Below are 14,584 nucleotides of genomic sequence, written 5' to 3'. Positions count from 1 at the left end.
GCTCAAACTACAAGCCATCCTTGAAGGCTATGAATTGGCTAAGTCTCTTGAATCAGACTTGTGATCAAGAGACAGCTTTTCAGCGCCTGTTTTGAACGTTGTCGCATTGAACCGCGGGACTATTCAGTGACTTCCGGTTTCATGTGCGGGAACAGGATCACATCTTTAATCGTCGGTGAATCAGAGAACAACATCACCAGGCGATCGATACCTATACCCTCGCCTGCTGTTGGCGGTAATCCGTATTCCAGGGCGCGAATGTAGTCGTCATCGAAATGCATGGCTTCATCGTCACCGGCTTCTTTTTCTTCCACCTGCTTTCTAAAGCGCGCCGCCTGATCTTCAGCATCATTAAGCTCGGAGAAACCGTTGGCCAGTTCACGACCACCTACGAAGAACTCGAAACGATCAGTGATAAAAGGATTGTCATCGTTGCGACGCGCTAAGGGCGACACTTCCCACGGATATTCAGTGATAAATGTGGGTTGCTCCAGCTTTTCTTCCGCTACCGCTTCGAAGATCTCACACAGGTATTTTCCTGGTCCCCAAATACCATCCACTTCCGGCTCTTTGATGTGCAACTGACGGGCAATGGCTTGTAAACCTTCCAGATTGTTTTCTGCATCATTAATGATGGCAGCATCCACTTCCGGGTAATGTTTGATAATAGCGTCTGCCATGCTCAAACGGGCAAAGGGTTCGCCAAAGTTGTAGATCACTTCACTGATCACTTCCCCGTCTTCATTCTTTGTAGTGTTGCGAATATCTGTTGTGCCTAATATATCCCGCGCTAAGGTACGCAACATGTCTTCGGTTAAATCCATCAAATCGTGATAATCGGCATAAGCCTGATACCACTCGATCATGGTGAACTCGGGATTGTGACGCGTTGACAGACCTTCGTTACGGAAGTTCCGGTTAATTTCGAATACCCGTTCAAAGCCACCCACCACTAATCGCTTCAGATATAGTTCCGGAGCAATACGCAAATACATATCAATATCTAACGCATTGTGATGAGTTACAAATGGCTTAGCCGTTGCACCACCCGGAATAACCTGCAGCATCGGAGTTTCGACTTCCATGAAATCGCGATCGCTGAGGTAACGGCGAATGCCGTCAACAATGCGGCTGCGCATCACAAAGGTATCACGGGTTTCCGGACTCATGATCAAGTCCACATAACGCTGGCGATACTTGGTTTCCTGATCTGCCAGCCCGTGGAACTTTTCAGGTAATGGTCTTAGAGACTTGGTCAACAATTCGTAGCTTTCCATGTTGACATATAAGTCGCCTTTACCGGATTTATGCAGCGCTCCAGTGACACCGATTATGTCGCCGATATCCAGTTGCCCGTATTTCGCTTTTAAGTCCTTTTGCACATCTTTGGCGGCATAGGCCTGAATACGGCCTTTCATATCCTGTAAGACTAAAAAGGGGCCGCGTTTGGACATAATACGCCCAGCAACAGACACCTGAACGGCCAGTTCTTCCAGGCTTTCTTTATCGTGATCGCCAAAAGCCATTTGCAAATCGGCACTGTAGTTCTCTCTGCGAAACTTATTCGGGTGTGCATTCGCAGGACAATTTTCCCGAATAGTCGCCAGTTTGCCACGGCGTTCCGCGATTAATTTGTTTTCATCGAGTTGTTGCTCAGACATGTGTCTATAATTTCCTGATTTAAAGACCAGATTTCAAGCTGGCCTGAATAAACTTATCCAAATCACCGTCCAGGACGGCCTGAGTATTTCGGGTTTCTACACCGGTACGCAAATCTTTGATGCGCGAATCATCCAATACGTATGAGCGTATCTGACTGCCCCAACCGATATCCGATTTGTTATCTTCCATCGCTTGCTTTTCTTCGTTTTGTTTTTGCAACTCAAACTCATAAAGCTTCGCTTTTAACTGCTTCATGGCCTGGTCTTTATTCTTATGCTGCGACCGGTCATTCTGACACTGCACCACGATATTGGTGGGTAAGTGAGTAATACGCACCGCTGAATCCGTTCGGTTTACGTGCTGACCACCGGCACCTGAGGCCCGATAGGTATCAATGCGTAGATCAGCCGGATTAATTTCAATTTCAATATCGTCATTGATTTCAGGGTAAACAAACGCTGATGCAAAAGATGTATGACGACGATTACCTGAATCAAACGGTGATTTACGCACGAGACGATGCACCCCGGTTTCTGTGCGCAACCAGCCAAAGGCATACTCACCACCAAAGCGAATTGTAGCACTTTTAATTCCGGCCACATCCCCGTCAGACACTTCAATCAGTTCGGTTTTGAACTGATGTTCTTCACCCCAGCGCAAATACATGCGCAACAGCATATTTGCCCAATCTTGTGCTTCGGTGCCACCGGAGCCAGCCTGAATGTCCAGATAGCAATCATTACTGTCATTTGGACCGGAAAACATGCGGCGAAATTCCAGCTCTTCTAACTTACCGATCATCGCGTTAAGTTCTTCCTGAGCTTCATTGAAAGTCTCTTCGTCTTCGGCTTCAATCGCCAATTCCAGAAGGCCTTCTACATCTTCAACGCCCTGGTCTAACTGCAAAATCGTATCCACTACGATTTCCAATGCAACCTTCTCTTTACCTAAGGCTTGCGCGCGTTCAGGCTCGTTCCATACATCAGGAGATTCCAGCTCCCGATTAACTTCTTCAAGGCGCTCTGACTTTACAGCAAAGTCAAAGATACCCCCTAAGCAGTTCAGTACGCGCTTTTACGTCTGCGATACCATTTTGCACAGGATTGATTTCAAACATATTTATTCTTTACTTACCTCAAAAACAGGGCCGGAATTCTATCTAATTTGCGGCGAATTGAACAGCGAACAATCTCTGGGAACAGGGTGTAATAGAAAATTATCAAACAAAAAGTACAAAATTCGACCTTTTGGTCAAAAAAAATTAACAATAATGCAAAAATGGCGCTAAAATACCTTCCCGCGTAAAGAAGCACTTCATCACGAAGCTGCCACACAAATAATGCCTTACAAAAACACCTTCCCGACAGCAAAGCCATCAGCATATTGCTAAGCCCGGAAGCTGTAGGCAACAAATAAAACATACACACAATCGCAACACCGGCCCAGATCTATGTGGTGTTGCAACGGAGAAAACATGAACACACACCGCGACAGCAACAGGCTGCTCAGAACATCACTTCTGTGCGCAGCAATTCAACTTGCACTTTCAGGCACGGTCAACGCCCAGGAATCCGAAGACGAGGCGTCAGAATTCGAAGCAATTACCGTTACCGCCACAAAACGGGCGCAGGTTATCTATGAGGTCCCCATTGCCATCAGCGCTTTTCAGGGTGACGCGTTGGCAGAGCAAGGCATCAGCGACCTGACGGATGTCGGCAAGTTTGTTCCCAACCTGAATGTTACCGGGTTTTCGGCTGGCCACACTTCATCAGCCAATCCATTTATTCGCGGTATCGGTTTACAAGACCACCTGATCACCACAGATCCAGGCGTCAGTGTTTATGTGGACGGGGTTTACCTGGGTCGCCAGGTTGGACAAAACTGGAGCCTGTCAAATATCGAACGTATTGAGGTTTTGCGTGGCCCACAAGGTACATTGTATGGCCGAAACTCTATCGGTGGTGCAATCAATATCATCACCAAACAACCCAACGAGGTAAACTCAACTAAAGTCAATCTGGAAGCAGGCACCCGAGGTCGTCTGCGCACCGATATTTTCACCAACCGTGAACTGTCGCCAGGTTTGGCGTTTAACATGAATATTGGTTATACCGAACGCGATGGTCTGGGTGAATTCTACAACCTGGAAAACCCTAAATGGGATGTGGGTGAAACTCAGGAAGTATACGGTCGTTTCTCCGTTAAATATGAACCTTCTGATTCATTGCGCTTCATTCTGACAGCCGATGGCAATAACGGTGACGGTGGCTTGCGCCCCTACACCGCACTCATTGACGAACTGGGCCCTGACACGCGTTACACCTCAGGTAACAACGGTGTCGGCGTGATGTTATCGAATGACGACGTCGCAGCAGACATCTATGACAATGCCACTGGTACTGACGCCGTTAATGAAGTTTCCAATAGCGCTCATGGCGTGTCTTTTACAACTGAGTGGGATATCAGTGATGACCTGATGATGAAAATTATCGCCAGCCATCGCTCTTCAGAGTACAAAGCTGGCCTGGATGACGATGCAACGGTGTACGCGCTGGATCATTATCCTGAGCGTGGCAGCGCTGAACAAGACTCTGTAGAACTGCAGTTTAGTGGTTACCTGGGAGAAAGCGCTGACTTTGTGGCCGGTTTGTACTGGTTCCAGGAGGAAGGTGACAACCGTCAGGGTGCTGACTCCAGTTTCGACGCAGGAGGCAATACCCTGCAACTGGATCAAAAAGCGACCAGTAAAGCAGCCTTTGTGAATGTGGGTTATGACGTTTCAGACGCACTTCGTCTGTCAGGTGGTCTGCGCTATACAGAAGATGAAAAAGACGCATCAGCCAACGTTTTCCCGGCGCTTGGCACTATCTATGACGCTGATGAATGGGATGAACTGAGCTGGGAGTTGGCCGGGAATTACACGTTTGACAATGGCATGAATGCTTACGCCACCATTCAGACGGGTTATCAGGGGGGACAATATCCTGCCCGCCCTTATTGTTTGATTGGTCAGTTCTTTGGCGCCGGAGGTTTTGATGACCTGGACAATGCAATTGCAACAGTAAACGCAAATAATTGTTTTACTGCGACTGAAAACATCACTGCCGTGAACTATGAAGTGGGTGTTAAGGGCCGTTTAACTGACTATCTGGATATGAGCATCGCCCTATTCAATACAGAATATGATGACCTGCCTTATCAGGTAAGTCAGGTCAGTGATGCCGGTTTTGATACTGCTAACCTGGTAGTGTCGCAAACCTCCCGTGGTGTAGAATTCGACAGCAACCTGACACTGGGCAATTTCAGCCTGCAAACCAGCATTGGCTTTATGGATGTTGAAGTAGACGAGCAATTGGTGGATGGCACTGTATTCACCCCGGTTGCACCGTTAACCCCTGAATGGACAATCGCATTTGGCCCCGCCTACGAGTTCTTTATGGAAGACGGCGCCTCTGTGAAAGTCAGAGTGGATTACTCCTGGCGTGATGATATGTATGGCGAGCCCAGCTCAGCACCTGAGCGTATGACGTTGATTGAAGACCGCACCCTGGTGAACATGGATATTTCCTACACGCCAGGCAATGAAGCCTATACAGTAGGGTTATACGGACGAAATATCTTTGATGAGCGTTACGACAATGCGCGCCTGAATACCGGCGACTATGTATTGCGAATTTTGTCTAACGATGCCAGTGAATTCGGTGTCAGATTTACAACCGAATGGTAGATTTTTAAGAGTTTAACGCTTAAACAAGACCGGCTCGCGCCGGTCTTTTACTCTGACAATAACAATAGCGCTTTCCCTTTAAATACGCTCCCCTACTTCAAAAGTACAGCCTGAAATCAATTTATAGGGCTCGAGGGGGGATAGTTTTTGCATCTCAATGCGACTGATCTGATCGGTTGTAGTAGAGCGGCTAATTTCAAAATACATATGCCATTGGGTATTGTTGCCAGGCCGTAGTTCCACATAAGGGTACTGTCGGTAATGCCAACTGCCTCTAACTAAAGGCAATTCCTCCTGGGTCCACTCACGTCCTGTTAGCTGATAGCTGAAATCTGCATTTAATTGCAACCGCAACGGTGTTTTGCATTCAGACACCTGATATTGATGCACCAGATCCTGCTGATAAAAGTGATTATTTGTACTGCTGTCAGTTGGAAACAAAATCAGGGCTAACGAGTTTTTAGTATACCAATGATTGCCCCTTACCATAGGTTGCAACAGATTCACCTCAAACCCACTCTGTTGCAATGCCGCCACTGCATTATCTAATGTCGCCTGCTCTTCCAGCATCAGCGAATACAAAATGGTGTTTTCTGTAATAGACACCGGGGTATCCAGTTGATTGATTTCGGCCTGGTAACCCAGTTCCACAAACTGTTGTTCTAATTGCTGAACAGTATCAACCTTCAGATATTTGCCATAGATATGTACGGTGGGTTGAGTACTGCATCCCGCAAGCAACAGTAGCAGCGCACTAAGTAAAATAAACCTGATGTTTTTTAACACGGGTAACGAGTCGTTATTCACACTTTTCCCTATTTGCAGCAATTCCTGAAATGGACAATAGCAGTTCAGTCTGATTCAGTTCAACGGTCAGATAATTCCGTCTCCGTGTAAAAACTAATACTGCCTGTATAAATAAAAGTACAACTGTATCAATCGCTTGCCTGCCATTACAGTGATATTTTTAATAATTTACTTGACGACACATACTATACGGCGCATAGTATTGACACTGTTTATCACACAGTATTTATCAAACAGTATGCAGTAACCAGTATAAACTCCCTGGCTAAGTCTGGGGGCAACATGCATATTAAAGTATTAGTGTGACCGCGTTCAGGAGATGACCTTTGGAAACCGAACAACTGGATAAATTAAAACAAGAATTGCGCCGCGGAATTTTGGTGCTTGCTGTACTTATGCAACTCAGGCAAGAGCACTATGGTTATTCTCTCAGGAAAGCACTGATTGAGAATGGCTTAGATATTGATGAAGGTACGCTATACCCACTTGTAAGGCGCCTTGAGAAACAAGGCCTGCTCAACAGTGAGTGGCGCGAAGAAACAAAAAGAAAAAAGCGTTTTTACTGGTTATCTGAAGACGGCGTTATTGCTTTACAGGCCATGCAAAGTGAGTGGCGAATCCTAAATACTAACATTGAGCAAATTCTGCAAGGAGTGGAAAAATGAATCTGGTGCAAACTTACCTGACCCAGGTAGAGTCGAATTTACCCGACTCAGCGGATAGAGATGTTTTAGCTGAACTGCAAAGCAGCATCGAAGAGCATCTGGAGACCATTGCCGAAGAAAAAGGACGAGATGCCTCTGATGAAGAAATCGCTGAAGTTTTGAGGAAGTTGGGCTCGCCCCGCACGGTTGCCGCCAAATACGGAAAACAGCAATATCTGATTGGACCTGAGCTGTTTCCGGTTTGGCGCTACAGCGTGCGAATCGCACTGACTCTGGTACTCATCCTGTTCTTCATCAATGGGCTGTTGCGCTATGTCACCGGCACCAGCGATCTGTTCCTCACGTCCGGCTGGTTTGGGGGATTAATGGAATTGGGGCTGATTGCTTTTGCCCTGACAACCCTGATTTTTGCCGTTTTGGAATACCAGGGCAAAACCGATTATTTCAAGGAAGATTGGGACCCGCTCAAAGCCCAGGGAATAAAGCAAAGTAAATCAGATCAGCAGGATGCCGTCACCAACGTGATCAGCGATGTAGCAATCTTTATTATCTGGAATCACTGGCTGGACTTTTCGCAGGATGCAACCTACACAATAGACAGTTTAACGATCCAGTTTCACGATATTTTTCACCTGATGTACTGGCCGGTAAATATTCTGTTGCTGTGCTCTATCGCTTTGTATGGTTGGCAATTGTTCAGCCAACTGTGGCACAAGTCTACGGTTGTGTTGGCCCTGCTGATTGACGTTGTTGGACTGATTATTTTGGGGCTGCTTCTCGCCCATGCAGATCACACAGTAATTATGGGTATTTCTGAAAGTCTGGACCCGCGCATCACTGAGCATGTGGGTTTGATCTTTAAGGTGAGCCTGGCTGTTATTGCCGCCTTCACCGTTCTGGATCTAAGGCGTCACATCAAAATAATGAACAGCCTGTAAGTTAAAACACGATCAGGAGGCTCTAAGGGAGCCTCCTGATATCCCTGACGTTATTTAACAAATACAGCAACGGTGAGTGCTGGTACTACAAAACTGTCAGCATTGGCCTGAGCTGACGCCGTTACCGGATCAGCGCCGCCAGCCTGGCGAGGGTGCAGTGTATATTCGCCGGCGCCTTCAAAGGCAAACGATTGAGGCTTAATGTCATTGTTAAAAATTACCATGATGCCATCGAACGCCGCATCGATATCCTTTTGACCTTCACCATCTGCAATACTCATAGCAATGAGTCCAGGCTGTTGTGCCTTTCCGGTGTTGTGAAAAGCAACCCGCTCAATAACCTCCTGTTCTGTTTGTAAGCTAAACAAGTGGGAGGAAGCGCGAATTGCAATAAAGTCCATAAAGACGCTTGCTGCGAACTGAATATGCGCGGGTTTAACCTTATCGCGCCCTTCGTTACCAGCAATAATCCGGGTGATCACATCCCAGTTGGCTTCATCTTTAACCGCTGGCGGTAAACCAACCTGATAGTTGTTTGACTGTTTGCCAAAATCCACCGCATTAAACCAGTCACCGTAATCATAGCTGTCCCGAAGGTAGGACTTGGAACGCAACAATTCACCCCCCATGTGCAAAAACGGAATCCCCTGAGACAGCAGAGGATAAGCCAATGACAGGTTCTGCATTCTGACCCGTTGCTCGGTCGTAGCGTCAAACGCAATGCGATAATGGTTGTTATCCCACAGGGTTTGATTGTCGTGTTTGGATACGTAGTTAATGGTATCAGCGGGGTCAAGCGCGTAACCTGTAGGTGCCCCGCCATACGGAATATCCTTACCTGTCACTGAGTTTCCGAGTGCATTCACTAACGGAAAGTTTGCCAGGTTACCTGCCAGTCCGACTCTGATCTGATCCATAGACAAGTAGTATTCAGCCAACTGAGCCGCCTGTTGTGCTTCGGTTTGCAGTTCATTGGGTTGCACCAGTAAACCGTTACCAATGCCCTGCCCGAACCTTAGCTCATCAGCACTGACAAACGAGGAGCCACCACGCACAGCATCGCGAAGACGGTCAGTAAAGGTACCTATTTCAGTCCCTGCCAGGGGGATTTGGGCCGCCTGTTCAAATTGTGCATTATTGGCCACTTCACCAAAGTTCCAGCCTTCGCCATAAAAATAGGTGTCGGGGTCTATCGCTCTGACAGCGTCGCGTGATGCCAGCATTGCCGCCTTAGGTTGGTGTCCCATCAGGTCAAAGCGAAAGCCATCAATTTTGTAATCTCGCGCCCAGACGACCAACGAGTCTGTCATCAGTTTAGCCATCATACGATTCTCAGTGGCCGAGTTTTCACAACAGGTAGACTTTTCCACTATGCCGGAAACGGGATTCAGGCGGTGATAATAGTTTGGCACCACTTTATCCAGTACCGATTTATCATCCAGACCAGAAGCAAAAGTATGGTTATAGACCACATCCATGATCACCCGAAAGCCTTTTTCGTGAAGACTTAGCACCATTTCACGAAACTCCAGTATGCGATTAATGCCTTCCGGATTCAGCGCATAGCTGCCCTCAGGTACCGTGTAGTGATAAGGATCGTAGCCCCAGTTGTATGGGTCATAGGGCCTGATCACTTCTATAATTGCCTGCGCGTCACCGGTCATTGGATCAAAGCTCTGCAACAGCGTTTGTAACGACTGGGTTTTATCAATAGCGCTGTTACAAACCGCCACCTGTGGCGCTATCTGGCACACCTTAGTCATTGGATCTGACGGGAAGATCACTTTTGATGGATCTTCATTTACAGTAGATATGTCATAGGTGGGTAACAAGTGAACCGTGTTTAAACCGGCCAGTTTCAGCGCAGTCAGGTGCTTTGCACCGTCACTGGCAGTTTCAGTAAAAGCTTTGTATTTACCGGCATAATCAGGATTAGACAAATTTTTATCTGATGCACTAAAATCGCGAATATGAGTCTCATATAAGATCAGGCTTTCAGGATGAGTAAGTTCGGCAACCGATTGTTTTTCCCAGTTGGCAGGTTGGGTTTCTTCACTGCCCAAATCTACAACCTGAGAATACAGGCTGTTGCGAGACAAACTCAATGAATAGGGGTCTGTGACCTCATAATGCTCTATGGCCTGCGAACGGGGATGATAAACTTCCAAATCATAACGATACCAGGTACCCTGCCCTAAATCTGATGATGTGCGCCATATGCCGTTTTCATCTTCAACCATGGTAAGTGAAGACAACAGCGATTTGCTGTCGTCATACAGATTGACCTTTACGCTTTTCGCAGTCGGTGCCCAAAGTGCAAACTCACTGCCAGTCCCCTGAACTGTTGCCCCCAAATCACTGGCGTCATCAGCGTCATTATTTTTTTCAGTGTACAAGGCATCCAGCACTCTGGCGGTTTGCACATAAGAAACACGGATCACTTCACCACTGGCATTGTGTTGTGCCACCGCCAGTTGCCCTTTCAAAAGTTTCTTAAGATCTGCGCCTTTCTCCGTGAATGTCAGCGCATTAAATTCCGTCAGGTGCGGTGCAACAGTGGCCAGCCAATCCGGCTTTTCGGTTGCTTTTAGCGCCAGCGCTACATCGGGCTTTACCCCGTCATCTAACTGAGCCTCTGCTGAAACAAACAAGGAAAAGGATTCAGCCTCAGCATCGGGTTGGATTAACAGTAACTCTGCAGATAGCCAATGTGCTGCAAAATTAGCCGGAGTCTCTTTGCTCACCCCGATATCAGAGACAGGCTTACTACATGCTCCCAGCATTGACGCTACCAGAAGTCCGGTTGCCAGTTTTTTCATTGAATTTGCTCCTTGATCAGGCTGTTATTAGTGATAATTTGAATGCTTACGTCGAGATTGTTCCAATCAAATGAAAACCGCAGATTTTCATTGTCGGATGAAGTAATGAGATGTGGGACTTTGTGCCCTTTCTGCGTGACCCTGATACCCTTCACATTTTGAGTATCAACATTAATCAGGCTAAATCGGATTGTTCTGTTGCCAACCATAGAAGGAAAACCTTGTCCTTCCGTGTTAATTTCTATATTCAGACCTGATGGGCTTCGCGCGGCGCTAAGGTGGGTCAGATGTAAAGCCTCAGTCAGAGAATCTCGGCTTTTACCATCGTCTTCATACAACAGCCCGGTTCCGGTGCTGACAGAATCGTGATGATAATAATGAATATCAAGCGCGTCACCGCGATACTGGCTTAAAGGCTTGGTGCTATGGCTAAAAGGCACAAAACTTCCCGCCTTGACAAATAGTGGTATGGTATTCAAAGACACTGCAACTTGCTGCTCTTTGCCACCTTCGACAACCTCATTGTTCCAAAAATTAAACCAAATACCTTTAGGTATGCGAGTAGTTACGGAATCCACACCGGGTTCGGTTACCGGATGCACGAAAAAGGCGTCTCCCCACAGATAACTCGCCTTTTCTTGCAACAAATCGATATTGTCCGGCTCGGCAAAATAAACCGGGCGCATTAAGGGCATTCCGGTCGTCGCGTTTTCATATGCAAGGGAATAATTATAAGGGAATAAGCGATATCTCAGCTTAATCCAGTCTCGCAAAATATCCTGAGTTTGTTGATCGTGAAAAACCGGTTCGGAAGGAACAGATTCAAACGCATGTGGCCGGTAAACAGGTTGAAATACCCCATACTGCAACCAGCGAATGTACATCTCTTTATCAAAGACATCTTCGCCACCGCCAAAACCACCTAAATCAGAGTGGGTATACGCTAATCCGAGCATGCCCATTTGCAGGGTAAGTTCAACTTGCGGCTTTAATCCACCCCAGGAACGGCTCACATCTCCGGTCCAGGGGATCATACCGAAACGCTGTGACCCCACAAACCCTGAGCGCATGAGTAAAAATAATCTGTCGTCGGGAAAGTCCCGTAGATGATTTTCGTACAAGAGCTGTGCCCAGCGATGCCCGTAGGCATTGTGAACTTCGTTGGCCGTCCCTATGGCATGTAGGGTATTTTCAGGGTGTACTTCCGGTTCCCCGAGGTCGCCCCATACTCCGGCTACTCCCTGACTTAAAATATCTTTATTGCGTTGCCAGAACCACTGCTGACCAGATTCACTGAAAACATCCACCAGGCCTGCGGTGCCAAAAAACATGTCGAACACGCGCGGCTTTTTGCCAGACATGTCCGTAGCCAGAGCGGCATTGTCTACCGCACTTTGCCAGTTTTTAGAGGTGTTTAAAATAAATGGCTCAGTGATTACAACGGTTTTAATACCCTGGTCTTTAAAATCGGCAATCATGTTTTCCGGCGTTGGCCAGTTTTCCCTGTCCCAGTCAAGGTTGCCCATGTGCCCCTGCATTTCAGGACCAAACCAGTAGAGATCCAGCACCACGGTATCCAAAGGAATATCAGCATGCTGATATTGTTTAACCACATCCCGTACCTGTTTTTCAGAGCGATAACCAAAGCGGGAGGCAAAGTTTCCAAAGGCCCAGGCAGGTGGCAAGGGTTGTCGTCCGGTGATCTCGGTAAAATTATTAATGAGTTGCGGGTAATCCACCTTGTTGTCAACGATACCTGTCACCAGGATGTAAGCGTTGCGTCCGGCAACAGCTTCAAATTGCATAACATTGCTATCTGAGGCACCTAAATCCATAAAACCCTTTGCGGCATTATCAAAAATCAACCCGTATCCATTGGAGGACAACAGCGCCGGTAATCCAAAGTACATCTGGCTTGATTCCGTGGTATAGCCCCAATGGGTTTTATTGTATAAGGGCAGTCGATGACCACGACGATTCATACCCAATACACGTTGTCCACCGCCAATCAGAAATTCATCTTTTTGCAGGTTAAAACGCACTCCTTGCAGGCCCTTTTGTTGAAAAAAGCCTGACTCATGACTCAGCAGCGGCACATCATTGTGGAAAAACGCAATTGAGAAGGGGGCCTTGTTGATTTCAACCCGTAACTCTTTGCCAAGCAAAAGCAACGCTCCGGGCTCTTCATACAAACCAAACGCGGGTCGTTTCAGATCAGGGGAAATGGCGAACGACGGGGCCGTGGTGTTGTCGTCTTGTAAATATAAAACTTCCACCGCCGCCTGGCTTAAGGGGGTTATCTGAATTGCCCCCTCGGTGGTTTGAACCTGCAGCGTATTTCCGATAAATGTATGGTCCAGGTATTCTTTGGCCCCCAAGGAATACGCTGCCAACGGACAAAGAATACAGCAAAATACCAACACATTGCTAAGCCAACGCCAGGCACTACTAAAACGCTTTTTAGAATCAATCATGGCGCAGTGCCACCAGGTTGTCATGATGCGGTTTAAAGTTTAAGGCGCAGCCTTGCACATACTGCTCGATCTGTTGCTCAAGGTACAAATCCCCTTTGCCTGGTTGATTAGGTGCAAGCGCCGGGTACGCGCCATAACCCGAAAGTAAACAATGCCAGGAAATATTATCCCAATGTTTAGCAATATCCTGACGTTGTATTTCTTTACTTATTTCTCCGCGTTTAAACCAGACATCCAAGAGGCGTACCAGTGAAGGCGACAATTGTTGGTTTTCCCGGTTTTGTCGCCAATATTCACTATCTGTGCGGGTGTTAAGTTTATAATGAGCAACGATGTAATCACGCACGCCGTCAAAACGATCTTTCGCGAACCGATTGAACTGAGCCTGGAATTGCTCGCTAAATTGGCCTTCTTCAAACTTGATAATGAACATTTCGATACAGATTTGCACCAGGTGTAAGGCAGTCGCTTCCAACGGCTCCATAAACCCCTGTGATAATCCGACAGCCAGACAATTCTTTTCCCAGTGACGTGCGACCTGTCCCACTTTCATTTTCAGATGACGGCAAGTTAAATCGCTGTCTTGTATACCTAAATGTGTTCTGAACTCTTGTTCTGCATCATGCTGATTCAGGTGTTTTGAGCTGTAAACGTAACCATTCCCCACCCGGTTTTGAAGTGGAATTCGCCAACACCAACCATGACTTAACGCTATGGCTTCTGTTTCATTTGCAATATCTTCCGAGCCCGGCGTTTGCACTACTACCGCCGCATCATTAAACAAGCAATCCTGATAAGAGTTGAATGGGACATTGAGGGTTTCTTGCAGTAACAGGCTTTTAAAGCCAGTACAATCAACAAAAAAGTCACCGGCCAACTCAGTTCCGTCTTCACACATTAAAGATTGTATACGGCCGTCCTGGTGTTGTTTTGCTGTCAGAATACGTTTACAAACGTGTTGTACACCCCGCTGACACGCCAGTTTTTGTAAATAGTTGCCCAGTAACGCGCTGTCAAAGTGATAGCCGTATTCCATTTTGAACGGAAAGTTATCCGGGGTTATTGGTCCCAGGTTGCTTTTGGCCAACGCCCCATTAATCAAAAAATCTTCGGGTACAGTATGGGTATCCAGGCCGTGACGACGGGTGCGACAATTCACTTCAAATGCCCGTTGAGTAAAAACATCTGTCTGTGAAATAAAGGGATGACGGTAGCTTTCAATGCCAGATTCAGGACTCCAGCCATTAAATTTGATGCCCACTTTGTACGTCGCATTACAGGCCGGCATCCAGTCTTTTTCGGGCACCTCCAGCATTTCAAAAAAGCGTTTTAAGGAGGGTGTAGAACCCTCACCAACACCAATAGTCCCAATATCAGGGGACTCCACCAGAGTAATTTTTACCGGCAATGACGCCCACTTTTTAATCATGAGATTGGCTGCCATCCAGCCTGCAGTTCCGCCTCCGGCAATAATAATGTTTAACATAGACAT

The 14,584-nt window shown here is 47.0% G+C and carries 9 protein-coding genes; 3 read left to right on the top strand and 6 right to left on the bottom strand.

Annotation, left to right across the window (positions count from 1 at the left end; genetic code table 11):
* Window positions 1–119 precede the first annotated feature (119 nt).
* Both lysS and prfB read right to left on the bottom strand, forming a co-directional pair.
* Entirely contained in the window at window positions 120–1,661 is a 1,542-nt protein-coding gene (gene lysS, locus AC0J20_RS12585) for a lysine--tRNA ligase (protein WP_473021902.1), read from the bottom strand.
* A 19-nt stretch (window positions 1,662–1,680) separates the two neighbouring features.
* A protein-coding gene (prfB, locus tag AC0J20_RS12580; RefSeq protein WP_229527551.1) for a peptide chain release factor 2 occupies window positions 1,681–2,779 on the bottom strand; the annotation gives its coding sequence in 2 pieces (ribosomal slippage) (window positions 1,681–2,703 and window positions 2,705–2,779; 1,098 coding nt in all).
* 357 nt (window positions 2,780–3,136) lie between these two features.
* On the opposite strand from prfB, the gene AC0J20_RS12575 reads away from it, so the two are divergent.
* Window positions 3,137–5,389 carry a TonB-dependent receptor gene (locus AC0J20_RS12575; protein WP_473021901.1) on the top strand — a complete coding sequence of 751 codons (2,253 nt, stop codon included), beginning with the start codon at window positions 3,137–3,139 and terminating at the stop codon, window positions 5,387–5,389.
* 78 nt (window positions 5,390–5,467) lie between these two features.
* On the opposite strand, the gene AC0J20_RS12570 is transcribed toward AC0J20_RS12575, so the two are convergent.
* Window positions 5,468–6,196 carry a hypothetical protein gene (locus AC0J20_RS12570; protein ID WP_229527553.1) on the bottom strand — a complete coding sequence of 243 codons (729 nt, stop codon included), beginning with the start codon at window positions 6,194–6,196 and terminating at the stop codon, window positions 5,468–5,470.
* Window positions 6,197–6,522: 326 nt separating this feature from the next.
* Here AC0J20_RS12570 and AC0J20_RS12565 point away from each other — a divergent pair, with 326 nt between their 5' ends.
* Window positions 6,523–6,861, top strand: a complete 339-nt coding sequence (locus tag AC0J20_RS12565) for a PadR family transcriptional regulator (RefSeq protein WP_229527554.1) — start codon at window positions 6,523–6,525, stop codon at window positions 6,859–6,861.
* A complete protein-coding gene (locus AC0J20_RS12560; protein ID WP_473021900.1) occupies window positions 6,858–7,799 on the top strand; it encodes an HAAS signaling domain-containing protein in 942 nt (313 codons plus the stop codon). Before AC0J20_RS12565 ends, AC0J20_RS12560 begins: the two co-directional genes overlap by 4 nt.
* Window positions 7,800–7,849: 50 nt before the next feature.
* Here AC0J20_RS12560 and pulA read toward each other — a convergent pair whose 3' ends face one another.
* From pulA to AC0J20_RS12545, 3 genes are read right to left on the bottom strand one after another with little or no spacing between them, the layout of a single operon-like run.
* Window positions 7,850–10,618: a pullulanase-type alpha-1,6-glucosidase gene (gene pulA / locus AC0J20_RS12555; RefSeq protein ID WP_473021897.1), complete on the bottom strand. Its 2,769-nt coding sequence runs from the start codon at window positions 10,616–10,618 to the stop codon at window positions 7,850–7,852.
* Window positions 10,615–13,092 carry a glycoside hydrolase family 31 protein gene (locus tag AC0J20_RS12550; RefSeq protein ID WP_473021896.1) on the bottom strand — a complete coding sequence of 826 codons (2,478 nt, stop codon included), beginning with the start codon at window positions 13,090–13,092 and terminating at the stop codon, window positions 10,615–10,617. The genes pulA and AC0J20_RS12550 overlap by 4 nt, the downstream gene beginning before the upstream one ends.
* The gene (locus AC0J20_RS12545; protein ID WP_473021895.1) at window positions 13,085–14,584 is read right to left on the bottom strand and encodes a tryptophan halogenase family protein; all 1,500 of its coding nucleotides are present in this window, start codon (window positions 14,582–14,584) and stop codon (window positions 13,085–13,087) included. The genes AC0J20_RS12550 and AC0J20_RS12545 overlap by 8 nt, the downstream gene beginning before the upstream one ends.

Source organism: Planctobacterium sp. R6 (assembly GCF_055755215.1).
The sequence above is the reverse complement of the archived record's forward strand: the minus strand, read 5'-3'. Positions and strand labels throughout refer to the sequence as shown.